At 35.2% G+C, this 24,413-nt stretch carries 30 protein-coding genes; 5 read left to right on the top strand and 25 right to left on the bottom strand.

What is annotated here, in order from left to right; translation table 11 throughout:
* Window positions 1–2: 2 nt before the first annotated feature.
* Window positions 3–731 carry a twin-arginine translocase subunit TatC gene (gene tatC, locus GMB29_RS03755; RefSeq protein WP_136353540.1) on the top strand — a complete coding sequence of 243 codons (729 nt, stop codon included), beginning with the start codon at window positions 3–5 and terminating at the stop codon, window positions 729–731.
* Window positions 732–1,396: 665 nt separating this feature from the next.
* On the opposite strand, the gene GMB29_RS03745 is transcribed toward tatC, so the two are convergent.
* The 17 genes from GMB29_RS03745 to hmpA form a co-directional block, all read right to left on the bottom strand.
* A complete protein-coding gene (locus tag GMB29_RS03745) occupies window positions 1,397–2,263 on the bottom strand; it encodes a PhnE/PtxC family ABC transporter permease (RefSeq protein WP_136353536.1) in 867 nt (288 codons plus the stop codon).
* Window positions 2,263–3,045, bottom strand: coding sequence for an ABC transporter permease subunit (locus GMB29_RS03740; RefSeq protein WP_227551496.1), 783 nt, complete (start codon window positions 3,043–3,045; stop codon window positions 2,263–2,265). Before GMB29_RS03740 ends, GMB29_RS03745 begins: the two co-directional genes overlap by 1 nt.
* On the bottom strand, window positions 3,038–3,826 hold the full coding sequence (phnC, locus tag GMB29_RS03735) for a phosphonate ABC transporter ATP-binding protein (protein WP_136353535.1): 789 nt from the start codon (window positions 3,824–3,826) through the stop codon (window positions 3,038–3,040). The genes GMB29_RS03740 and phnC overlap by 8 nt, the downstream gene beginning before the upstream one ends.
* Window positions 3,827–3,848: 22 nt before the next feature.
* A complete protein-coding gene (locus tag GMB29_RS03730) occupies window positions 3,849–4,901 on the bottom strand; it encodes a PhnD/SsuA/transferrin family substrate-binding protein (RefSeq protein ID WP_136353532.1) in 1,053 nt (350 codons plus the stop codon).
* An 87-nt stretch (window positions 4,902–4,988) separates the two neighbouring features.
* Window positions 4,989–5,711, bottom strand: coding sequence for a GntR family transcriptional regulator (locus GMB29_RS03725; RefSeq protein ID WP_136353530.1), 723 nt, complete (start codon window positions 5,709–5,711; stop codon window positions 4,989–4,991).
* 335 nt (window positions 5,712–6,046) lie between these two features.
* A complete protein-coding gene (locus tag GMB29_RS03720; RefSeq protein WP_136353528.1) occupies window positions 6,047–6,475 on the bottom strand; it encodes a ferritin-like domain-containing protein in 429 nt (142 codons plus the stop codon).
* Between the two features lie 45 nt (window positions 6,476–6,520).
* Window positions 6,521–7,027: a hypothetical protein gene (locus tag GMB29_RS03715; protein WP_136353526.1), complete on the bottom strand. Its 507-nt coding sequence runs from the start codon at window positions 7,025–7,027 to the stop codon at window positions 6,521–6,523.
* A 1-nt stretch (window position 7,028) separates the two neighbouring features.
* Window positions 7,029–7,355, bottom strand: a complete 327-nt coding sequence (locus GMB29_RS03710; RefSeq protein WP_136353524.1) for a hypothetical protein — start codon at window positions 7,353–7,355, stop codon at window positions 7,029–7,031.
* Window positions 7,356–7,543: 188 nt separating this feature from the next.
* Window positions 7,544–8,320, bottom strand: coding sequence for a sulfite exporter TauE/SafE family protein (locus tag GMB29_RS03705; RefSeq protein WP_136353522.1), 777 nt, complete (start codon window positions 8,318–8,320; stop codon window positions 7,544–7,546).
* Window positions 8,321–8,366: 46 nt separating this feature from the next.
* Complete coding sequence (locus GMB29_RS03700) at window positions 8,367–9,494, bottom strand: MBL fold metallo-hydrolase (RefSeq protein ID WP_136353520.1); 1,128 nt, start codon at window positions 9,492–9,494, stop codon at window positions 8,367–8,369.
* Window positions 9,495–9,669: 175 nt separating this feature from the next.
* The gene (locus GMB29_RS03695; protein ID WP_136353518.1) at window positions 9,670–10,239 is read right to left on the bottom strand and encodes a sulfurtransferase TusA family protein; all 570 of its coding nucleotides are present in this window, start codon (window positions 10,237–10,239) and stop codon (window positions 9,670–9,672) included.
* 51 nt (window positions 10,240–10,290) lie between these two features.
* Window positions 10,291–10,590 carry a rhodanese-like domain-containing protein gene (locus GMB29_RS03690; protein ID WP_136353516.1) on the bottom strand — a complete coding sequence of 100 codons (300 nt, stop codon included), beginning with the start codon at window positions 10,588–10,590 and terminating at the stop codon, window positions 10,291–10,293.
* A 26-nt stretch (window positions 10,591–10,616) separates the two neighbouring features.
* On the bottom strand, window positions 10,617–10,976 hold the full coding sequence (locus GMB29_RS03685) for a rhodanese-like domain-containing protein (protein ID WP_136353514.1): 360 nt from the start codon (window positions 10,974–10,976) through the stop codon (window positions 10,617–10,619).
* 12 nt (window positions 10,977–10,988) lie between these two features.
* Entirely contained in the window at window positions 10,989–11,468 is a 480-nt protein-coding gene (locus GMB29_RS03680) for a DsrE/DsrF/DrsH-like family protein (RefSeq protein ID WP_136353512.1), read from the bottom strand.
* Window positions 11,469–11,534: 66 nt separating this feature from the next.
* Window positions 11,535–11,762 (bottom strand): sulfurtransferase TusA family protein, encoded by a 228-nt coding sequence (locus GMB29_RS03675; RefSeq protein ID WP_136353511.1) that lies wholly within the window; start codon window positions 11,760–11,762, stop codon window positions 11,535–11,537.
* An 82-nt stretch (window positions 11,763–11,844) separates the two neighbouring features.
* Window positions 11,845–12,105 (bottom strand): metal-sensitive transcriptional regulator, encoded by a 261-nt coding sequence (locus GMB29_RS03670; RefSeq protein ID WP_136353895.1) that lies wholly within the window; start codon window positions 12,103–12,105, stop codon window positions 11,845–11,847.
* Window positions 12,106–12,319: 214 nt separating this feature from the next.
* Window positions 12,320–13,543, bottom strand: a complete 1,224-nt coding sequence (gene hmpA, locus GMB29_RS03665) for an NO-inducible flavohemoprotein (protein WP_136353509.1) — start codon at window positions 13,541–13,543, stop codon at window positions 12,320–12,322.
* Window positions 13,544–13,763: 220 nt separating this feature from the next.
* Between hmpA and GMB29_RS03660 the strand changes: the two genes are divergently transcribed.
* Entirely contained in the window at window positions 13,764–14,204 is a 441-nt protein-coding gene (locus GMB29_RS03660) for an RrF2 family transcriptional regulator (RefSeq protein ID WP_136353507.1), read from the top strand.
* 9 nt (window positions 14,205–14,213) lie between these two features.
* On the opposite strand, the gene GMB29_RS03655 is transcribed toward GMB29_RS03660, so the two are convergent.
* The gene (locus tag GMB29_RS03655; RefSeq protein WP_196305221.1) at window positions 14,214–14,567 is read right to left on the bottom strand and encodes a DUF3889 domain-containing protein; all 354 of its coding nucleotides are present in this window, start codon (window positions 14,565–14,567) and stop codon (window positions 14,214–14,216) included.
* Between the two features lie 152 nt (window positions 14,568–14,719).
* Complete coding sequence (locus GMB29_RS03650; protein WP_136353503.1) at window positions 14,720–15,694, bottom strand: M14 family zinc carboxypeptidase; 975 nt, start codon at window positions 15,692–15,694, stop codon at window positions 14,720–14,722.
* Between the two features lie 164 nt (window positions 15,695–15,858).
* Between GMB29_RS03650 and GMB29_RS03645 the strand changes: the two genes are divergently transcribed.
* On the top strand, window positions 15,859–16,098 hold the full coding sequence (locus tag GMB29_RS03645) for a YhdB family protein (RefSeq protein ID WP_136353501.1): 240 nt from the start codon (window positions 15,859–15,861) through the stop codon (window positions 16,096–16,098).
* Between the two features lie 157 nt (window positions 16,099–16,255).
* Here GMB29_RS03645 and GMB29_RS03640 read toward each other — a convergent pair whose 3' ends face one another.
* The 5 genes from GMB29_RS03640 to GMB29_RS03620 form a co-directional block, all read right to left on the bottom strand.
* Window positions 16,256–18,001: a phospho-sugar mutase gene (locus GMB29_RS03640; RefSeq protein WP_136353499.1), complete on the bottom strand. Its 1,746-nt coding sequence runs from the start codon at window positions 17,999–18,001 to the stop codon at window positions 16,256–16,258.
* A 266-nt stretch (window positions 18,002–18,267) separates the two neighbouring features.
* Window positions 18,268–19,761 (bottom strand): glycerol kinase GlpK, encoded by a 1,494-nt coding sequence (glpK, locus tag GMB29_RS03635; protein WP_136353497.1) that lies wholly within the window; start codon window positions 19,759–19,761, stop codon window positions 18,268–18,270.
* Window positions 19,762–19,843: 82 nt separating this feature from the next.
* Window positions 19,844–21,385: a bifunctional GNAT family N-acetyltransferase/carbon-nitrogen hydrolase family protein gene (locus GMB29_RS03630; protein WP_136353495.1), complete on the bottom strand. Its 1,542-nt coding sequence runs from the start codon at window positions 21,383–21,385 to the stop codon at window positions 19,844–19,846.
* Window positions 21,386–21,429: 44 nt separating this feature from the next.
* Complete coding sequence (locus GMB29_RS03625) at window positions 21,430–22,089, bottom strand: HAD family hydrolase (RefSeq protein WP_136353493.1); 660 nt, start codon at window positions 22,087–22,089, stop codon at window positions 21,430–21,432.
* Between the two features lie 155 nt (window positions 22,090–22,244).
* On the bottom strand, window positions 22,245–22,649 hold the full coding sequence (locus tag GMB29_RS03620; RefSeq protein WP_406600334.1) for a CBS domain-containing protein: 405 nt from the start codon (window positions 22,647–22,649) through the stop codon (window positions 22,245–22,247).
* A gap of 228 nt (window positions 22,650–22,877) precedes the next feature.
* Between GMB29_RS03620 and GMB29_RS03615 the strand changes: the two genes are divergently transcribed.
* Window positions 22,878–23,309: a disulfide formation protein C gene (locus GMB29_RS03615; RefSeq protein WP_136353489.1), complete on the top strand. Its 432-nt coding sequence runs from the start codon at window positions 22,878–22,880 to the stop codon at window positions 23,307–23,309.
* 1 nt (window position 23,310) lies between these two features.
* Window positions 23,311–23,781, top strand: coding sequence for a thioredoxin family protein (locus tag GMB29_RS03610; protein WP_136353487.1), 471 nt, complete (start codon window positions 23,311–23,313; stop codon window positions 23,779–23,781).
* Between the two features lie 106 nt (window positions 23,782–23,887).
* On the opposite strand, the gene GMB29_RS03605 is transcribed toward GMB29_RS03610, so the two are convergent.
* A complete protein-coding gene (locus GMB29_RS03605) occupies window positions 23,888–24,292 on the bottom strand; it encodes a DUF5365 family protein (protein WP_136353485.1) in 405 nt (134 codons plus the stop codon).
* Between the last annotated feature and the right edge of the window lie 121 nt (window positions 24,293–24,413).

Below are 24,413 nucleotides of genomic sequence, written 5' to 3'. Positions count from 1 at the left end.
TCATGGAAAACAAAGAACTTAATCTCATTGGACATTTAGAAGAACTTCGTAAACGAATTATCATAGTTTTGTTAGCATTCATTATCTTTTTTGTTTGTGCATTTGTTTTTGTCCAAGATATTTATAATTGGTTAATTAGAGATCTTAATGAGAAATTAGCTGTACTAGGACCAAGTGATATTTTATGGGTGTATATGATGATCTCTGGTGTTTTTGCAATAGCATTGACAATTCCTGTAGCTGCATTTCAGTTATGGAAATTTATAGCTCCTGCTCTGACAAAAGACGAGAGTAAAGTAACTTTATTCTTCATCCCAGGATTATTCATATTGTTTATTGTTGGAATCTGCTTTGGATACTTGGTATTGTTTCCAATTGTATTAGGATTTCTAATGAATATTTCTGCAGGGCAGTTTGAAACGATGTTTACAGCAGATAAATATTTTAAGTTCATGATTCACATTAGCTTACCTTTCGGCTTTCTATTTGAGATGCCGTTGGTAGTGATGTTTTTAACGAGACTAGGAATACTTAATCCAGTGAGGTTGGCAAAGGCGAGGAAAGCTTCCTATTTTGTACTCGTTGTGGTGTCAATCCTTATTACTCCTCCTGATTTTATCTCAGATATTCTAGTTATTGTTCCTTTACTTCTTCTTTACGAATTGAGCGTTTCTATTTCCAAGATTGTTTATAAGAAGAGACTCGCAAGGGAATTGGAATTGACAGTGTAATTCATTATTATGTTTTTATTCAAGAAGATCCTTTTTTAATTATATACTGTATTAAAAAAATAAATAAACAATTAATACTATGTCCATTAATTAAAAAAGAAAAAACACTATCATCCTAGCGTTTTTTCTTTTTTATTCTCGAGCAGTCAATTGTCCAACAAACTCAACATCATCCACCTTCCAACCTTGCTCTTTAACATAAATCAGTGATGTTTTGACAATAACCGTTTCTGTATTTGCAACACCTTTAAATTCCGTAGTAAGCTACTCAAAAATGAATAGCTCATTCCTAACACACTAATCGCAAGAACAGCCGGTATTTCTATGAATTTTCCTCCTATTTTTACCGCACTCATTGCCCTTCTATTAGTGACTTCAAAAATTATTGGGGACATTATTGTTATTGTCGGTATGTTAATGATCGGGCGTTGTTCAGAACCTAATGGAAACATCATGGGTCACTCCATTTATAAATTTGATGGTTTAGATGTCGATATGTACGTTAATTTACTATTATTTTATATGATAAACTCCAAAAATGCGCTATCCTTTCTATAAAACTACCGTTTTATAACAATCTATTAGAAAAGAGCCTTTAAAGAAGAACATTTGGGTAAAAGAAAAAGCACAAGTATGTCTTTCCTGTGCTTTCAAATCGAGTAAAATTATAGTTTGATTTGTAATTTGGATTTAATTCTTGTAGCGATAATTTCTAATAGAACAGCGAAGAATAAAATGAAGTACGTAATTGTTCCTACTTCTCGTAAATCAAGATAAAAGCTGCTTGCCATAAACATATCGAAACCAATACCGCCAGCCCCTGCAGCAGCACCCATTGCAATTGCCACACCAAAGTTGATTTCAAATCGTAAAAATGTCCATGAGATCAGGTATGTTAAGGATGACGGAATAACAGCCTGAAAAACAATTTGCCACCAGCTTGCACCGCTTCCTCTTAACGCTTCGATCACACCTTCATCTAACTCTTCAAATGATTCAGAGTAAGCTTTTATTAAGTATCCAATTGAATGGAAGGTCATCCCGATAACTGCTGCGACACTGCCTAATCCTGCCGCGACAGCAAAGATCAGTACCCATAAAACAGTTGGAACTGCTCTAATAAATGCAACAAAGCCTTTAATACTATTCGATACTCTAGCTGTTGACAAGTTTTGTGCAGCAAATAATGCTAAAATCAGAGCTATGAACGCTCCTATCAATGTTGTTAATAACGCCAGTCCCATTGTAACTAGAGATTGGTATATGGCTTCTGGAAATGTAAAATGGACAAAATGAGCCTCTAAGAACATCACTTTAAGATTAGTAAGTGTCATGAGAATACCATCAAATAGATTGATATTCTTATAATCAAAGGTTAGAAAACCATAGATCGTCAATAAAATCAGCATGATCATCGTTAATCGAATAGTGATAGTAGCTTTATTGATTCGTTTAATTTTTATCCGTTTATTTAACGAATTTAGCTGGAAGCTCTCAGTATGATCAACTTTACTATACTCACCAACTCTCATTATAAAATCACCCTTCTTACATAATTTGAAATGAATTCAATTGTTAAGATGGTTACGACAATTGTCAAAACAACTAAACTTGCTGCATTATAATTTAAGCTTTTATAAAACAAGTCGAAAGAAAAACCGATGCCTGTTCCCGTGAGGATTCCTACTAATGTAGCACTGCGTATATTTGTTTCAATCATAAATAATACCCAGCTAATAATTTGGGGAATGCAGGAAGGGATGACAGAATGTATAATAGTTGACGTATAGCTTGCACCTGTTGACGTAAGCGCCTCAACAGATCCAACTCCAACTTCATCAATTGTCTCCATAAACGCTCTTGTTAAAAAGCCAAAAGAAACAAAGAATAAAGCGAAATAACCAGTTAATGAGCTTTGTCCAAATGAAAATAACAAAATCATTGACCATGCTGCCACATCAATATTTCGAAATAAAGTAGCTATTCCTCTGCTAAATGTACTTAAAACCCCATTCATTCTTGTTGTCTTTGATCCAATAATGGCAAACACAATGGCAAAAATAGCAGCTACTGAAGCAGCAGCAATTGATATTAATACCGTTTCTTGAAGTTTTTCTAAAATGCTTGGCAGTTTCTCAAGTGATTCCATCGTTGGGTAAAAATTAGAAATTCCCCATGTAATTGCATTCGGAATCGAATTCAAACCAGCTATAACATCAAATTCGGTAATCAGAATTGAACCGTATGAAACAAGGAGTAATAAGGAAATAACAAGAAGTGACTGTACTCTTTTCTTAACGAAAAAATTACCCAACGTGTTTCCCTCCAAAATCCATGATAAGTTCGCCTGCTTCAGAACCGTAAATGCCATGTATTTCTTCATTTGTGATGTCACTTGGGGATCCATTGTAGACAACTTTTCCTTTGCTAACCCCTATAACTCTGTCTGAATAAGAAAGAGCAACATCAACTTGATGCAAATTAACGAGAACAGTAATCCCCATGGTAGTCGAAATATTTTTTAAGTGATCCATAATAACCTTAGATGCATTAGGATCCAAAGAAGCAATCGGTTCATCACACAATAACAATTTAGGATCTTGTATTAACGCTCGTGCAATCCCTACACGCTGTTTTTGTCCACCGCTTAACTGATCACATCGTTTGTACATTTGATCTTCTAATCCTAATATCTTTAATAAGGATATAGCTTGTCTTTTTTCTTCTTCACTATAAAATCCTAAGGCCCCGCCAATAACCGTTTTGTAACCAAGTCTTCCGTGCAGAACATTTTCAATAACACTTAGCCTGTTAACAAGATTATAGTGTTGAAAAATCATTCCTATTTTTGTGCGTAACTTTCTAAGGTCTCTTTTCTTCAAATCTAAAACATTTACATTATCAAATAATATTTCTCCTCTGTTAGCATCAATCATACGATTCATACAGCGAAGGAGAGTAGACTTCCCTGCTCCAGACGGACCAATAATGGAAATAAACTCTCCTTCATTAACAGAGAAGTTAACATCTGATAACGCTAATGTATCTTTACCATATTGTTTTGATACATTTTTTAACTCTAATAACGTTGTCATAGTTAACTCCCTTTATAAATGTTTATTTAGATAATTCTCTAATTGGATCAAACCAAGCATCTTCTACTTCTAAGAAGCGCTCTTTATCCGATTTCGTGAATAATCCAGTTGCATCTTCAGGTACAAATACCTTATCATTATTTGCCATTTCATCAGATGTAAAGGCATCGATTAGAGCTTGTTTGTCTTCTTCACTAACTGTTTCAGTATTTACTGCAAAAGGAGCATTTAATACTGGTGTTACTGAGATAATGTTAAATTCTGCACCTGGAACTGTATTAAATGGTTCAGCAGCATCAGCTTTAACTTTATAAGTTGCTCCCGGCGTATTTGCTTCCCCATCTGCTAATTCTACATAGTTGCTTACACAAGTATCACAGAATGCTGCAACATCGGCTTTATCTGACAATAAGTTAACTGCTGAACCTTGATGTGATCCCCCATAAAGAACTTCACTAAAGAATTTCCCACCCTCAAGAAGGTCTTCTGGTGTTAAATCCTTGTACTCATCTTTTTCACTAAAGTGAGAAACGATTCCATCTGAAGGAACTTTAAATCCAGAAGTTGAACTGTTAGATACGAAAGAAAACTTTTTATCTACAATGTTATCAATAGAATACTCATCGCCATTTTTATAAGCATCTTCATTTCCTTTTTTAACTGCTAACCAGCTATGATAAACAGCGTCCTCTAATGTTCCTGAAGCACCACTTGGAACAACTAATGGTTGAACTTTATCATTCTTAGCATTTGCTTCAATATAACCTTGCGCACCCATAAAGGCTAAATCAGCGTTACCTGTTGCTAATGCTTCAATCGCAATAATATAATCTGTCGTTGTTTTATGCTCTACTTTTTTCCCTGTTGCTTCCTCAATAACTCTACCAATTTCATCACGAGCATCTTTCAAATCTGCTCCAGATTCATTTGGGTACCAAGCAATAGTAAGAGTATCGTCACCACTTCCACCAGCTGCCTTTTCCCCGCCGGCTGCTGTCTTCTCACCACCAGCTGAACATGCTGCGGAAATTGCTGCAATAAGTAAAAACATAATCAATAAGAGAGCTTTTTTCATTTGACTTTCCTCCTTAAATTTTAATTTAATTTATTATCATCCCCGAAGGTATGAATTCCATTTCCAGTGTTGATTCATTTTGAATAGCTAAAATTCAACTAGGCATTTATGCATATCGCCTCTAATTCTTGCAATACTGTACTCTATCGGATTACCGCCTGGATGATTCATGATGCTTTCGATTTGAATAATCGGGATATTTTCTGGAATTTCTAAGATTTTTGCATCCTTAAGCATTGGCAGAGTTGCCTGAAAGATTGATCTTGAACGAATAGGCCGCACCTGATAATTGTCTGATAAAATGCGATAAAGTGATGAAAAATTTTCTAAGCAGCTTTCCAGATTGGGAACCTCCTCTTCAGGCATGACAGTTGTTGTGATAGAAAGAGGCTGTCTATTAATTAATCTAAGAATTTCCAATCGATAAATAGCTTGGTTATTTGTTAAAAAAAGGTTCTTTTGTTCCACTTCTGTTGGCAAGCCTTTTTCCCAGCTAATTAATTCACTTTGATGTTCAATCCCTAAGTGTTTCATATTGTCAGAAAATCGAGTGTTTGATGACAATACATATTGAATTGGCCTTTGAATTGGATTTACATAACAGCCCCTGCCTTGAAAAGGCGTAATCCAGCCTAAATTCGTAAGCCTTGCAAGTGCCTGTCTTACAACATGACGATTTACCTTAAATTGCAAACAAAGTTCATTTTCTGAGGGGAGTTTCTCATTTTCTCTGAAAACTCCAGATTGAATATGATCAATGAAATACTCGGAAATTTCCAAATGACAAGGCTTGTCCTCTTGTAATTTCATCTCTGCCTAATTCTCCTTTTTATTTCCTTCGACAATTCCACTCTAACTTATCGACAAGTTTGTTTGGTTAAGCCAGGGTAAAAATAGCATGAAATTTCTGCTCATTTTGTAAATTTGATTTTAATAATTGCTGATTTTCTAAAAAACCCCTTTACATTTGTCATATTCTATACAAAGAATTCATTTAGGAATTATAAAAAAATAATGTGGAAGGTAATAAGATTTCAATGAGGAAAAATGAAAGGTATTCTTTCTAATTCTCCCCAAGGCTATAAGCCATGGGAAGAATTAGACTAATAAACTATGGAAGTATTTCATAGTTTATTAGTTAACTCTTATTTTACTTTTACAAAATAGTATAAAAACCAGACCGCATGATTTTGTTCATCCGCTGCTGCTCTGCGGAAGGCTTCTTTAATTCTTGGATTGGTAGATTCATCCGCAATATCCAGGTAAAAATCAACAGTTTTCTGCTCATCCTTTAACGCAAATTCTAAGCAGCTTTTATAGCTATTTGGACACTCTTCTACAATTTTTGGTTGAGGTTGGCGTCCAGTTAAGTTGCCATATATTTGGACAAACTGTTGAAAATGTTTTGTCTCATCTTGACGGATTTCAAGTATTTGCTTTTTTACCTCTTCGTTAGGTGCCAACTCTGCTATCTTTGAGTAACAATTGATCGCACTATACTCTCCATTGATTGCTTTTTCAATATGAGAAATTAACTTATTCGTTTGTCTAGTTAAATCATAATAATGATACATATTGTACCTCCTAATTTAACTACTTTATTCTATTAGTAATGATTTTTAATTTTCTGATTCGTAGAAAGCAAGATTAACAGATACATGTGTTGGATAATCTCCTTCATTTGTGATAGCTAATAGATAGTTTGATGAATAATGCAAAATCCTTTCAAATAACGCAGATTCCACAGGTGCTCCAACCTGTCCATTGCCATACATAGGAATGAAGGTTTCTTCCATTATTTTTCCTCCATAAACTTCTTTTGCCCCCAACAAAAAGGATGTATCAGCCTTTATCTGGGAACGATCATCTAGATTAACAGGTTGAACCCTTTTTCTTCCTGGGAAAAAGCTTGGATTCTTGATCATTTTAATTCCTAGTTGCTCTCTTCCGCTAATGATATTTTGATTTGTAATATGAGTGATTCGATCATTACTAGTTGTTATTTGTAAATATAATGTCCTATGTGCAGGAATGATCGCACGATGTGAAACGGTGAAAGCCTGACCTGCAAAAACAAAGCCTAACCAATAAGACGCACTTCTAAATTGATAGCTTTCGATCGCCATTTCATATCACCTCAAAAACTCTAATTCTTACTGGATATTCTTTTGTTTTAGCATATATTGTTAAATCGTCTTCAGGATTTAAATTGTAGGTTATGACTTCACCTGGGGAATGGAAGATATATTCGCCGCTTTCCAGCGTAAAATTTGGATTTATTGAATGGAAAAGATATGTACTTGCGTCATTGACAACAATTAATTGTCTCCTTCCCTTTAAATTTTTCTTTCCTACTCTTAAAGGTGTTGACTCTGGCGCAATCGTTATTTTTCCCACTCGTGCATCTTTCGTCCAATAAAGTTCTTTTGAAACAGAATAGTTAGGATTGTACATTATACTTTCCCCCCTTATTAAAAAACCGTAATTTTTTATTTATCCTTATGATGGTATGATTGCAATCTATAAGTGATTCCAACTGATTCAATGAAAAAAAGAAGTACTTGATTTACAAGTACTTCTTAAGTAGCAACAAAAAAACAATACTGCATACATGTTATATGCACTCAGCTGCAAGTATGAACTTATAATAGATCCAACCAAATTTTCATTGCTGTTGTACAAATTAATAGCGCTAAAAAAAACTGTAACACTTTTGTATTTATCTTCTTCCCTGCCATGGCTCCTAGAGGTGAAGCGATAACACTTGCAATAACCATAATAAAAGCTGGGAAATAATCAACTTGACCTGTCGTAATCTTCCCAACAGTTGCACCAATTGATGAAATGAACGTAATGGCTAGTGAAGAAGCAATGGTCATTCTTGTTGGAATCTTTAACACGACTAACATGATAGGAACTAACAAAAAGGCCCCAGCTGCTCCAACAATACCAGCCCCTATACCTACGATTAGAGCGAGTAAAGCCGCAATCCATTTATTAAACTTCACCTGATCAAGCGGAATATCATCAATCCCTTTTTTCGGAATAAACATCATAAGCGCGGCAATTAACGCTAATATACCATATATGAAATTAATACCACTCTCCGACATTAACTTAGAACCATATCCACCTACGAAACTACCAATTAAAATACTAACGCCCATATAACCAATTAACTTCTTATTTAAATAGCCGCCTTTTCGATATGCCCAAACACCACCGATTGTCGCAAATAATACTTGAACAGCGCTTATCCCAGAGACTTCATGTGCAGTAAATGCTGCTAAGCCGAATAAAGGAGGGATATATAAAAGCATCGGGTATTTAATGATGGAACCGCCAATTCCCAGCATTCCTGAAATATATGAACCTATAAATCCAATTAAGAAGATTGATATAATAAATGTAAAGTCCATTAATATGCCCCCTTTGAGCAAAGAGAGTCCAAAATGTTTCCCTTAGTCATCGAACAGCACAACGGTTTGGTCCAATTTCCATTTCACGTTGTTTTTCTTCATCAGGGGTCATTTTCCCCATATTTGTTTGACGAATTTCTTGGTAGGCATTTGGCTGTGGCGGCAGGTTTTCAGTGACTAGCTTTCTAAATTCATTATCGTCATCGATGTTCAAACCATGATTTTTTGCATATAGTGTACCTAATTTTTCTGATACACTTCCATCATCGTTTAATTCATCAATCATCATGAAATGTGCTGGAAGAACGATCAATTCTTCAGACAACTCTCTGTAACGTTTGTAAAGACTTTCTCTTAAATCTCCAACCCAATCTTCCGCCATCCCAGCTAGATCAGGTCTTCCAATTGAATCAATAAATAAGATATCGCCTGAAAGTAAGAACTTCTCATCTATTACAAATGAAGTTGACCCAATGGTGTGACCTGGAGAATATAAAGCTTGAATCGTTATCTTTGTGTTTCCAATGACAACATCATGTCCATCTTCAAGCGGTTGGTACTCAAACGTTACATCCTCTGCATCCTTTGGCGGCAGCCAGTATGTTGCGTTTGTTTTTTCAGAAATGATTTTTCCACCTGAAATGTGATCTGCATGAAGATGTGTATCAAAGACATGAGTAATTTTTACATCCAACCCTTTTGCAAAATCCAGATAAATATCTGTCATTCTCGTTGAATCAATAATGGCTGTTTCACCATTTGAAACAACCATATATGATAAGCAGCCTTTTCCGATACGGACAAATTGATAAATTTCTCCGCCATTTTGTAAATCGCCAATTTTTACAGGTTCTAAATGTTCACTCCAAGCCTTCATTCCACCTTTTAGGTAAGAAACTGTAAGTCCGGCTTCTGACAACATTTCAGCTACCATGATAGATGAACCTTCTTTTGCACAAACAACTAAGATATCTTTATTGGCAGGCAGCTTATCTATTATTTCTTTGACACCATCAAGTAAATCAAAGTAAGGAACGTTTAAAAAAGCGAAGTTTTCTCCTTCAATTTTCCAATCTTGAAAGTCACTTTCATTACGAACATCTAAAATAAATAATTCTTCTTTATTAAATACCTTTTTTGTTACTTCTTTTGAAGTCATTACATTTACAGTCATCTCTCAATTACCCCCCAAGGTATAAAATCGTGTAAAAAAATAATGCTGTTTTCGTAAACTTTGTTGATTTACCAAGTAATGCGTTGTGGTTGATTTCGTTTTAAAAGCAGCAATCTCTTAGAAAAGAGCCACAAATAAACAGAACGTTCGTGTTACATCCACAGCATAGCAATTTTTAAATACTCGTCGTTTCCCCAGACCACTGACTCATGCCCGGCACAACATTAATAACGTTCGTAAATCCGTTTTCTGTTAATTTTTGTGCAGCAAAATCACTACGACTTCCAGTACGACATACAACATAAATAACATCATCTTTGTTTAATTCATTATATCGATTCTCTAGTTCCCCCAAAGGAATCGTGATGGAATTAGGTATATGATTAAATGCATACTCTGCTGCTTCCCTTACATCTAGAACAACAATGTTCTCATTTTCTTTCAATTTCTTTTCTAGTTCTTCGTTATTCGCAACTACTGGGTGTTTTCTATCGATGGTGTCATCACTTGATGACTTTCTAATATAATGCCTTAACACGTCTCCCTCTTCAATTGTGCCTAAATACTGATGTCCCGTGCTTTCAGCCCATGCTTTCATGTCTGCTTTTGATCCTTTATCTGTAGCTTGAACTTCCAAAACGAAACCATCCTCTAGGGTATTTATTGCTTTTTTGGTTTTTACTATCGGCATTGGACACGCTAATCCTTTTGCATCTAATACTTCATTTGCTTTCACGTTCTCCATATTGAAGCCTCCATTTAATACCCAATAGGGTATATTAATTTTCAAAAAAATTTATTTCTCTACATTTCCTTCCCACGCAAGCATACCACCAGTCATATTAATGATTTTAAATCCATGACTTTCAAGGAATTTAGCAGCTTTACCGCTTCTTCCACCAGAACGGCACACCATCGTATACTCTTTTGATTTATCTAATTCATGCATACGAAACTCTACTAATCCTAATGGAATATTTACAGCTCCCGGAATTTTCCCTTCAACTACTTCATCTACTTCACGTACATCAATAATAGCAAGTTTCTTTCCTTCATTAAGTAATTCTTCTACTTCTTTTGCAGTCATTTCCTTCACGTTATGCTCCTCCTTAAATATTTCTATTAACTCCAAGCACTCATGCCGCCTTTTACATTTGTCACTTGTTTAAACCCTTGTTTTTTTAATAACTTACTAGCCTTGTTACTTCTCATTCCACTTTGACAGATGACAACTACCTCTTTTTCCTTTGATAGTTTATTTGCATTTTTGGCTAATTGATGAAGTGGAATATTGTTAAAGCCGCGAATATTGTTTACCCTGAACTCTCCTGGAGTTCGTACATCAATAAATTGTTTATTTTTATCAGTCAATGCTTTTTTTAAGTCTGTTGTAGATATTTGTTTCACACCTTTTGCCGGCAAAAGACGCTTGATAAAATAGAAAATAACGAGTGCGAGAATGATAACATTCAAATAGTCCATCATATTATCTCCTTATATAAATAAATTTACATTACCTTCTTGAGCGTCAGCTAAATATGCAGCAACTCCAGCATATTCAATTTGATCTAACAACTCTTCTTTCTGTAGACCTAATAAATCCATAGTCATTGTACATGCAACTAACTTAACATCTTGCTCTTGTGCCATTTCAATCAATTGAGGTAAAGGTACTGCATTATGCTTTTTGATTACGTTTTTAATCATTTTAGGACCCATTCCCGCAAAGTTCATGTTTGATAAGCCCATTTTATCTGCCCCTCTTGGCATCATTTTCGCAAACATATTTTCCATGAAACCTTTTTTAATCGAAATAGCTTCATCTTTTCGCAATGCATTTAATCCCCAAAAAGTGTGGAAGATAGTCACTTCATGATCATAAGCCGCTGCACCATTCGCTATGATGTATGCCGCCATCGCTTTATCATAGTCTCCGCTAAATAAGATGATTGTTGTACTTTTCTTTTCTGTCATAACTCCTGTTCCTCCTCAATATAAATTTACCTTTACCCGTATTGGTATAAAATCAATTAAAAAAATTTACCCTTTTTTGATCCAAAATTTTAAAATATTATTTTCTTCTTCATGTTTCAAAAGCTCATGTCCACCTGATTTTGCCCATGCAGTAAGATCATTTTTTGCCCCTTTATCTGTTGTATGAATCTCTAACACTTGTCCTGATTCCAATTCAGTCATCGCCTTTTTTGTTTTCACAATTGGTATTGGACACGCTAATCCTTTTGCATCTAAAACTTTATCTACTGTCATTTTATATTCCTCCTATATTTTTATTTACCTTTACCCCTATGGGTATATTAATAAAGTAAAAAAAGAATGTCAACCAAAAATATTATCTGCTTTTTACAAGGAGGTTGACTGCTTCTTTTATTAATTCATCCGTATTTTGACCGTTTTTCTCTGCTTCCATAACACATTCTACTAAGTTTGAACTTACGATCACTCCTACTGTTCGATCCACAGCGGAGCGTACAGCTGACAGTTGAGTGATGACTTCTTTACAATCCTTGTTCTCTTCCATCATTTTCAAAATCCCTCTAAGCTGTCCTTCCATTCTTTTTACTCTATTTTTAATTTGATCATTGTAGTCCATAGGATTCTCCTTTCTAGTTTGGCTGTTTTTAATTTTATTTTTATCGTTCATAAGTAGTCAGATAAGCAAAAGGAGCTAACTGATAAGGTTCATATTATACCCATACAGGTATAATGTCAAACGAATACTATCATACTTTTTTTCAAGATCAAAGCAGCAAAAAACGCATTCTAATGGAAAAACCATTTAGAATGCGCTATGTTCGACTATTTATTTAAGCAGTCTGATCCGCTTTTAAATTTATGGAAGGACCGAAAAATTCAAAATGAATATTTTCTTCTTTTACACCTAGTTTTTCAAGATTTTCAATTGTATTTTTCATGAAAGCTACCGGTCCGCAAACATAAAATGATGCTTCCTTCTCTTCCACAATTGTTTGAAGTTTATTGAAATCAACATAGCCTTCTTCATCAAATTTACGATTTTCTCTATCTGACGGTGTTGGATTTTGGAATACGATCACTTTTTTTGCATTAGACAACGAATTTACTGTTTCCGTTACTTCTTCTTGGAAAGCTTGAAGTGCACCATTTTTTGCTGCATGGATAAATGTTACATGTCGATCAGGTTGCTGATCAGCAATTCTTTTTAACATACTCATCATTGGAGTGATCCCTACGCCACCACTGATAAGATATACAGGAGTGTTATCCGTTTCATTTAATACAAAGTCACCTGCTGGAGCAGTTATCTCCACTTCGTCTCCTTCATTTACATGTTCATGTAAATAATTTGACACCTTTCCTAGTGATGAAGGTTCTTCCCCTTCTTTTTTCACAGATATTCTTAAATGGTTCTCACCTGGTGCGTCTGATAAGCTATATTGACGATTTAATAAGTACTCTTCACCTTCAACTTTTAGACGGACAGTAACGTATTGACCTGGTTTAAAAGTTGGTGTGCTTGAGCCATCTGCAGGCTGTAAATAAAAGGAAGTGATAACTGAACTTTCCTTAATTTTATTTACAACTTTAAAGGCCTTGAAACCTTCCCAAGCCTGAGCTTTTGCCTCATTATACATTTCTTTCTCAACATCAATAAATACTTGGGCAATGACTCCATATGCTTCAGCCCATGCGTTAATAATTTCAGGTGTAGCCGCATCACCTAGTACATCTTTTATTGCTTTAAGTAAAAATTCGCCGACAATTGGATAATGTTCTTCTTTCACACCAAGACTGCGGTGCTTATGAGCAATTTGCTTCACAGCTGGTATTAATACTTCAAGCTGGTCAATATATGTCGCTGCAGCATATACAGTATTGGCTAAAGCTGTTTGCTGACGGCCTTTTTTTTGATTTGCATGGTTAAAAATATTCAATAGCGCTGGGTGTGCTTCAAACAATTTTTCATAAAAATATGTGGTGATTTCGACACCTCGATCAGCAAGGATGGGTGCAGTAGACTTTACGATTTTAATCGTATTTTCGGATAACATAAAACCACTCCTAAAGTAGTATTTAAAATATATCTTTATAATAGTCCTCCATTTTCATTAAAGCAATATTTCAAATACATCTTTTATAAAGTTGTCACAAATACAAAAGAAAGTGAATTTGTTGTTCACAATTATGCCTGTGATTTACATGATACCGCAAACTAAGCTTTTAAAGGAATTTGTGGTAAGATAAAGTATATTAAAAATGTGAGGTCTTTTTATGAGATTAACAAATTACACCGATTACTCACTAAGAGTATTAATATATTTAGCCACAAAGCCAAAGAATGAACTCTCCAATATTAAAGAAATTGCCGAAGTGTATAATATTTCGAAAAACCATCTTATGAAGGTCACTTATGAACTTGGTAAAATGAAGGTCATTGAAACAATACGCGGACGCAATGGAGGAATCAGGTTAGCTCATTCACCTGAAGACATAAATATTGGAGAAATCGTCCGTAAAACCGAAGAAGATTTTCACATTGTAGAATGCTTTGACAGTAATCACAATCAATGTATCCTCTCACCGGTATGTAGTCTAAAACATGTTCTTAACAGTGCATTACAAGCATACTTGGCAGTTCTTGATCAGTATACTTTGGCTGACTTAGTGAAAAATCAACATTCCATATTAGAATATTTCCTAAATCAAAAGTAGAAAGTGTTCCTAGAAACTAGGAGCACCTTCTACTTTTTCTATATTCACAGTAATAAGTTTTGCTGTTTTCGGATTAAACACAACATCTACATTAGCAATAAACACTTGATTCTTTTGCTTCACTTTCACATGGAAAATATCCTTTGATTCCTCTTCATTGACCACTTCACGTTTTACATACCTATAATCAACTAGTTCTGCATCAGGGTACTTTTCTTTAACAGATGAAATAGCAATCTTGCTCCACTTTTCATAGTCAATTTCCTCTACATTTTGTTCACCATATGCTTTCATTCCTGCTGTGAAAATCAATGTTAACGCTACGAATGTAAAAAGAATTTTAGATAGTGAAAACGGCTTCATAATTTCCTCCATACCTGAGACTTTTGACATTTGCCGGACAGTGTTCCCAGGAAAATTCACATGCTCTACTTGGGATTACTTCCGGTTAATGCTGGCTGAAATTAATTTGCCCAAATTTTCAACTTATATTCAAATTTGCACATAAGAATAGATCACTGTAAAAATTCCCTTTTTGCAAAATTTGCTAAAATCAATCCAACCTCTTTATTCTTTTCCCATTCTTCTTCCAAAACACATAATGGCGGATTTGTTTCCTCTACAAGATAACTTAGCTCAAGTGTTAATGCAGGTCTTTTATATTCTTGAATAAACCAATCCGTATATCCGCCGCCAATTGCATTTGCAGGTGGATAGGATATTTCATAATCTGTCTTTTCAGCCACTTGTTCAATTAGCTGATAATCACGATGCAAATGCTGTAGTTCATTAAAGTAATACCAATAAATCATACGGCCTGAGGTGTGGTATGATACAGAAACTAATGGCTGAGTATTTTTAGTAAAAGTCAAAAGCGCCTTCACTTCGCTCGCTTCAAACGGCTTTTTACCTTTGTAATGTGAATATGAAGCATGTGGTTGATCACCTTCAATTTGCTCCCAACCTGCTGGATATTGTCGATTTAAATCCACACCAAGTCCGTTAGCTTTCCATCTAGAAAAGTCTTGATCCCCTTTATTCATATCTAGATACACTTCTTGTAAAAGAAAAGGAAACTCTGCAATTCCCTTTTGTTGAATCATTACACCATCTGGATTAACCATCGGTACAAACCAAATCGCAATCTCATCCAAAACATTTAGATTATGTCCATATAAGGATATGCCTTTTTGATAGGCCATTGCATATTGATCAATCATTTTCATGATGACATGTGTAGTCAGCCATTCCCGCCCATGATGGCTACCTGTAACCAGAACGGAACGCGGTCCCTTCCCTACCTTAATCGCTAAAATTTCTCGTTCAAATTCTGAGTGACCGATTACTTTCATTTCCAACCCATATGTTTTTGCTAATTGCTGCAAATGCCCCCTCATTCTTTCATAAGAATACTTTTCAGTTGCAACTGCATGTCCATGGCATATACCAATTAGGAAAATTAGGAAAAGGATGGTTAACCTTTTCTTCATTGTATGTAAACACCCTTTTTATTTTTAGCGTGCCGTTTTATTGTTTTTTTATGTGGGTAATGACTTCCAAGCCACTAATGACAATAACACCAAGTTTTACACAGTAAGAAAAAAAACAAATCACACACAATAATCATATCTCCTTAAGAAGGAGGGAGTCCAAATTGAACAATGTTGACTACGATAAAGCATTATATTACACACATCGTTCACAGTGGGATAACCTACTCATATTAATGGTTCGCACGAAGGACGATTTCTTATCAAAAAAAATTGAACATTTTTTACATGCATATAACTTTGAAAATGACTACAAAGAAGTCGAGAAACAGTTATATTCATTACTAAGATATATTGATCATGCTGTTGAATATCCAGAATTAGAATATGTTCAACAAATATAACTTCACACATAAATCGTGACTTTCATCAGGGGAATTTATTACTACTGATGGTTAACCAGAAAGAGGCTGACATTCTAATTATCCTTAATGTCAGCTTCTTTTTTCTTGATTTTAGGTGGCAAAAAAGCGGACAACTGCAGTTGTCCGCCCTTTTATCTTATTTACTTAATTCATGAACCAAATTATTTACAATTTCCATCACACCAGCTTCTAAAGCAGCCAATTGTTGTTCACTTTGTTCTAGTGTCTCACTATTAACCCCGAAGTAAAACTTAGCTTTTGGCTCTGTTCCAGATGGTCTTACACAGAACCAAGAGTTATCCTCCAGGATGTATTTTAATACGTTAGATCCTGGCAGATCAATTTTTTCGGTTGTGTCAGCTTGTACATTTTGACGTTCACTTGTTTTATAATCTTCGATTGTTGTGATTTTTTTACCGGCAACCACAGTTGGAGGATTTGTTCTAAAGGAATGAAGAATGCCTTGAATTTGTTCTGCCCCTTCTTTTCCTTTTAGTGTAAGTGATTGTAAGCCCTCTTTGTAATAGCCATAGTCTTTAAAGATTTCCAGTAATCCTTGATACAGTGTTAAGCCTTTCTTTTTATAGAAAGCCGCAACCTCAACAGCTAATAAAGCTGCTTGCACCGCATCCTTATCACGTGCAAAATCTCCGATCAAATAGCCGTAACTTTCTTCATAGCCAAACTGAAATTCATATTGTCCAGTTCGTTCGTACTCATTAATTTTTTCACCGATAAATTTAAATCCTGTAAGAGTATCAATTGTATCTAAACCAAATGACGTCGCAATATCACGGCCGATTTCTGATGTTACGATTGTTTTTAATACGACACCATTACCAGGTAATGTTCCGTTCGCTTTTTTCTCAGATAGTAAATAATGTAGAAGAAGCGCACCAGTTTGGTTACCAGTTAACACCACATATTGACCTTCATTATTTTTCACTGCTACTCCAAGTCTGTCTGCATCTGGATCTGTACCGATAAGAAGATCAGCATCGATTGTTTCTCCGTCACGAATCGCTAATGTAAATGCATCATGCTCTTCTGGATTAGGTGATTTAACAGTAGAGAAATTTGGATCTGGCAGTTCTTGTTCTTTAACTACTGTGACATTTTCATAGCCAAGAGCTTTTAATCCGTTGCGAACTGGCTTGTTAGCCGTTCCATGTAAAGGCGTGAAAATGACTTTTACATCAACTTCTTTTGAAAGGCCAGGATTAACAGAAATCGTTGTTAGCTTCTCTGTATAGGCTTGGTCAATTTCCTCACCAATCATTTTGATTAGTCCTTGTTCTTTTAACACAGCCTCATCTTGAACCTTAATTAGCAATTCATCTTCTACTTGATTGACATATGAAATGACTGTATCAGCTGCAGCAGGCGGCAATTGTCCACCATCTTCACCATATACTTTGTAGCCATTATATTCTGGAGGGTTATGACTAGCTGTAATAACAATACCTGAAAATGCATTCAAATGACGAACAGCAAATGATAATTCAGGAGTAGGACGTAACTCTTCAAAAACGTATGTTTGAATTCCGTGAGAAGCTAACGTCTTAGCAGCTTCCATCGCGAATTCGGGTGACTTATGGCGAGAATCATATGCAATTGCTACACCGCGCTTTTTTGCTTCCTCACCAAAAGAATCTATGTAAGTTGCCAAGCCTTCAGATGCTTTTCGAATCGTATATAAATTCATACGGTTTGTACCTGGCCCGACCTCACCGCGCATACCACCTGTTCCGAATTCTAATTCCTTGTAAAAGCAATCTTCTAATACTTTTTCATTACCTTCAATTTCAGTTAATAAAGTTTTCAGTTCTTGATCTAAGTCTTGCTTATTTTTCCAACGTTCGTAGCTTAGTTCCCAGCTCATCTTGACCTCCTGGTTTGTTCATACATTGTATTCTCTTGAAATAATCATTCATATTTTAACATATTTTAGGACTTTCTACATGATTGAATTTCTACAAATTCTGCAAAATTCATGTTTATTATCCCTAGATGTTATTTCAAAACAATTTCCGGACGATTACTTTAATTATTTAAGTAGATAATATTAATAATATAATTATTCACATATAGTAAATTTTCGACATCTGTACCCTTTAATTTATATAGTAATTAACAAAAATTAACCGACTATTTAAACGCCATTGCCGCCTTCACTGCCTTTTTCCAGCCACTATATAATTGATCTCTTCTTGAATCATCCATATGTGCTTCAAACCTCGTATCCATTTTCCATTGTTCAGCTATTTCTTTGCGATCATTCCAAAAGCCTACGGCGAGTCCTGCTAAATAGGCTGCACCTAACGCTGTTGTTTCATTTACTAAGGGGCGCTCAACGGGAACATTTAATAGGTTGCTTTGAAATTCCATTAAGAAATTATTTTTAACAGCTCCGCCGTCAACACGCAATGTTTTTAATGCAATTCCTGAGTCTGCCTCCATTGCACCTAGTACATCCTTTGTTTGATAAGCTAAAGCCTCAAGTGTAGCACGAATAAAATGTTCCTTTGATGTTCCTCTAGTAAGGCCAAAAACAGCTCCTCGAACTTCACTATCCCAATATGGAGTACCAAGACCGACAAAAGCTGGAACAACATAGACTCCTTCCGATGATTCTACTTTTGCCGCATAGTCTTCGCTATCCTTGGCATTTCTTATCATACGCAGACCATCACGTAACCATTGAATCGCTGAACCTGCTACAAAAATACTTCCCTCTAAAGCATATTCGACCTTCCCATTCAATCCCCATGCAATCGTTGTCAGTAAACCGTTTTCTGAATGGATCGCATTTTCCCCTGTATTCATTAGCATAAAACAACCTGTACCATATGTATTTTTTGCCATGCCTTCTTCAAAGCACGCTTGACCAAACAAGGCTGCTTGCTGATCACCTGCCATTCCTGCGATAGGAATTTCTTGTCCTAAAAAGTGAAAATCAACTGTTGAGGCATAAATCTCTGAGGATGGACGAACTTCAGGAAGCATTTCTTTCGGAATATTCAAGATTTTTAGTAGCTTATCATCCCACATTAAATCATAAATATTAAACATAAGTGTACGTGAGGCATTTGAATAATCCGTTACATGTTTTTTCCCACCCGAAAGTTTCCAGACTAACCACGTATCAATCGTTCCAAACAAGAGCTCACCCTTTTCTGCTCTTTCACGTGCCCCTTCTATATGATCTAACATCCATTTCACTTTCGTTCCTGAAAAGTAAGGATCTATCAATAACCCAGTTTTCTTTTTAAAGGTATCCTCAAATCCTTGCTGTTTTAATTCATCACAAATTTTTGATGTTTGCCGTGATTGCCAAACGATCGCATGATAAATCGGTTCCCCTGTTTCTTTATCCCAAACGACAGTTGTTTCTCGCTGATTTGTTATACCAATACCAGCTATTTGCTCTGGTTTTACCCCTGCTTCTAACAAGCATGATGCGATGACAGCTAATATTGAACCCCAAATTTCATTTGCATTATGCTCAACCCAACCTGGTTTCGGAAAATATTGAGTAAACTCTTTTTGAGCAATATGAACAATCTCACCAGATTTATTAAACAAAATCGCTCGTGAACTCGTTGTTCCTTGGTCAAGTGCCAGCATATAAGATTTCTCCATCACTCTGCTCCCCCTTACATCATAGTTACTAAAAAGCTGACTCTTTTTAATTTTCATGAGTCAGCTCTTCAATGCTTGATTTTTAATCCTTTTTATAATGAATTGCGTAAATGTCTTTTCGACGATCCTTCAATTGGTTAACAGTTCCTGATTGACGTTGACGTCTTAAGATTTCTAAGTCAACATCACCAATTGCTACCATTTCAATATTTGCATTACATTCATTTACAATCCCATCACGGGCAAATTCAAAATCTGAAGGTGCAAAAATTGCTGATTGGGCATATTGGATATCCATATTTTCTGTTTGCGGAAGGTTCCCAACTGTCCCAGCAATCACTGTATAAATTTGGTTTTCAACAGCGCGGGCTTGAGCACAATAGCGAACTCTTAAATAGCCTTGACGATCTTCTGTACAGAAAGGAGTGAAAATGATCTTTGCTCCTTTATCCGTTGCGATTCTGGCTAGCTCTGGAAACTCAATATCGTAACAAATTTGGATGGCAATTTTTCCACAGTCTGTATTAAACACTCTTACTTGATCGCCGCGGCTTATTCCCCACCATTTTCTTTCATTAGGAGTGATGTGCAATTTGTATTGCTTTTCAATGGTTCCATCACGTCGAAATAGATATGCGATATTATAGATTCGGCCCTCTTCCTCCACCACGTGTGAACCGCCAATAATATTAACATTATAACGTACAGCTAACTCCGTGAATAATTCAATATATTCCTCCGTATATTCTGTTAGACGTTGAATAGCTTTACTTGGTGTTTTCTCATCAAGAAAGGACATAAGCTGTGTCGTGAAAATTTCCGGAAAAACGGCAAAATCTGAGCCTGCATCAGAAGCAACATCTGTGTAATATTCAACCTGCTTTGCAAATTCATCAAAGGAATCAATTTGTTTCATCATATATTGAACAACACAGATTCGTACTGGATTTGATGTTTTATAATATCGTTTTGGATTTGGCTGATAATCAACATTATTCCATTCCATAAGTGTTGCATATTGGAAGGAAGCTAAATCATCTGATAAATAATTTGGATTTATTCTCATTAAGGTAAATTCATTTAATAATTGAAATGAGAGTACTGGATCATATATTTTATGTAAAGATACTTGCTGTACATATTCTCTTGGTGTCAGTTCATCTGCATACTTATAATAATTTGGGATTCTTCCCCCAATAATAATACTTTTTAAGTTTAATCTTCTTGCTAAGTCTTTTCTTGCCTCATATAAACGATGGCCAATCTTCATACGTCTGTAGCTTGGATGTACCATTACTTCAATACCATACATATTGTATCCATGTGGATCATGATTCGTTATGTAACCATTATCCGTAATATCATCCCATGTATGTCGATCATCATATTCATCAAAGTTAATTAAAAGACTCGAACATGAACCGATGATTTTCCCTTCAAATTCAGCACAAAATTGTCCATCTGGAAAATGATCAAGATGGCTTTCTAAATGCTCCCTTTTCCATGGTTCCATTCCAGGAAAGCATTTTGCCTGAAGCTTTATAATGGCATCAATATCGCTTTCTTCGATATTTCGTATGATCATTTTCTTCTCAAATTTGGATAAATCTAGTTTTTCAGACATAAAGCTTTCTCCTTTAGAATTATAATTTGTAGATATAATTCCCTTTATTGTTCATTTAAAAACGAGATTAATTGTTTTAATTCCATATGTGCCATTGATTCCAAGCTGTGATCTACCTCGCAAAATTCTAAACCCTTTGTAACAGTGTTTGGGACTGTCACACATTTCATTCCCGCTCGCTTGGCTGCTAAAGCTCCATTTGCAGAGTCCTCAAAAGCAATGCATTCCTCAGGATTAACCCCAAGACATTTTGCTGTTTCTACATAAAGAGCAGGATCAGGCTTTACATGTTCAACGTGATCCGAAGTTCGAATGCATTCAAATCGATCTAACAACTGAAGCCTTTTTAAATGGGATGACACCCATTCATAATTCGAGCTTGATGCCAGCCCAATCTTAAGACCGAGTGATTTTGCAGCATCTAAATAATCAATCACACCTGGTCTAGCATGTTCCTGCATAATCCTTTGGGAAAATCGTTCTTTTTGCAATTTTTTTAATTCATCATGATTAAACGTTTTTTTCGTTTGTTCTTCAAGATATGAAAAGGGATTAAAGGATGTTATTGTCCCAATCAATTTTCCCCACACTTCTAAAGGTAATTCACTTTGATGCTCTTTGAAGATTTCATTTAATACTTCATATTCATGTGTTTCGGTATCTAATATTAATCCATCAAAATCAAAAATAATTGCTTTTATCATCGAATCATCTCCTTTCCATTAGTATACAAAACATGAATAGCTTTTTCACTTATCTCATTTTTTGTTTTTAGCTGCTTTAAAAAGGATATTTTAATGATAATTTGTATATGATCTCGCACGTAAAAAAAGGTCTGACACGTAGTCAGACCCATTTGTTAATTTGTTTTAGTTGGTTCAGAAATATTTGTTAATGCAGCTCCTGCCGCTTCGTCAGACATTTGGTCTGTTGCTAAATCACCTAAGGCAACAATCCCGACTAACTGATTGTTTTCAACAATAGGTAATCGGCGAATTTGATGCTGTGCCATTACCTTCGCTGCTTCAGCTGCAGTCATTGAAGTATGACCTGACACAAGGTTTGTCGTCATAACATGCGAAACTGGTGTATCGCTGTCTCGTCCTTCTGAAGTCGAACGAATCGTAATATCACGGTCTGTAATGATTCCTTTAAGTTGACCATTATCAACTACCGGGATAGAACCAACATTACTTTGACTCATAATGGCTGCAGCTTCCTTAATCGATTGATTTGAAGATACAGTTTCGACATTCGTTGTCATACATTCTTGAATTGTATTCAATATAATCCTCCCCTTTCGAATATAGTATGGACTGTTGTACTAAGGTTTATATGTAGCATTTTTTTCAAATATAGCTTGTGAATAAAATGTAAATAGTAATAATGAATGATGTTTTTATCGATTCACATCAATCGTTCACAAGCCTATCTCATTTACAGTCCAAGCTATTCAGACTATAATTTAAGAAAACACTTGTGAGGGTATGATATGTCAAATACGAATAGTAAGAAGGTTGAAAATTTATTATCCACTGCATGGGTTGCTTCATTTATCGCAACATTAGGAAGCCTATATTTTTCAGAAATCATGCAATATACTCCTTGTGATCTTTGTTGGTATCAACGTATATTTATGTATCCATTAGTAATTATTTTGGGAATTGGCGTATTTAAAAAGGATGCATCAATTGCACTTTATACACTCATTCTCTCAGGTATAGGCGGATGCATCTCCATCTACCATTACAGCATTCAAAAAATCGATTTCTTAGGTGAAAATTCAATATCCTGTGGTATTGTTCCTTGTACTGGTGAATACATAAACTGGCTAGGATTTATAACGATTCCATTCTTGGCACTTATTGCATTTATCATCATTTTCGTTTCAAGCTTACTACTATTAAAAAAGGCAGGTCGTTAAGATGAAAAAAATAATCATTTTTGGAGCAATTATCCTTGTTTTATTCGGGGCTTTAGCCTTCATAACAACTTATCAAAAGAATGAAAAAGCGGAAGGAAACGTATATGGTAAAAGTGATCTCCATACAGCCACCATCGATCAATTAGATGATCCGAACTATCAAAACATTATCCTCCCTGATGAGTTAGAAAAAAATTTGGAAAACAAAGAAGATACAATTGTTTATTTCTTTAGTCCTACATGTGAACATTGTAAAGTAACAACACCAGTTCTCATGCCTGTTGCTGATGAAGTTGGAGTAGAAATCAACCAATATAACATATTAGAATATGAAGAAGGTTGGGATCAATATGGAATTACAGCGACTCCAACACTTGTTCATTACAAGGATGGTAAAGAAGTTGATCGAATCGAAGGATCAAACTCAGAAGAAAATTTTCGTACATTGTTAACAGAATGGAAAGCGGAATAATAAGAAAAGCAGAAGCGTTTGGTCAGTATTTTCATTAGCTTTTCAACAAAGCTCAAAACAACAAAACGAGGTTCTATACTCTCATGTATAGAACCTCGTTTTTCAATTAAACCACCCAATCATTTGCTGGCTTAATAAATTGACTAAATTCTCCTTCTTGACTCTCAGCATTTTTAAACTGAGAAAAAGAAAACGGAAAAAAGTATCCATATTCATTTAAATGACAACTATTCCGTTCAAACATTTCACGATATTTTCTTTCATCTTTGCAATGATCAATATGATTGAGCACTGATATGACGACTTGCAGACTGGAAATAATTTGAAACGCATCTTTTAATGTACCATTATACATTTGATCTGCTGCCTGTGGTTGTAATACCTTTTGTCCTTTTAATGACTTTATTTCTTGATCAGGAAAAAACTTAGGAAAAATTTCCGTATATATTTGTTCAACAAGTTCATCAATATGACGTTCTTGTTCTTCTGTTGACGCAACAACAACCTTCACTTCATATCACCCTTTATTCCATTCATTCTTCTCTATCTTTTACTATTGTAAGCATACCACAGTACTTTTCGACATTGCAGAGGTAAGTGTTACCGGAACTAGATTGTACATCCAATCTTTG

The sequence above is a fragment of the Metabacillus sediminilitoris genome (assembly GCF_009720625.1).
Taxonomy (GTDB): Bacteria; Bacillota; Bacilli; order Bacillales; family Bacillaceae; genus Metabacillus; species Metabacillus sediminilitoris.
This window is presented reverse-complemented; position numbering and strand designations above follow the sequence as displayed.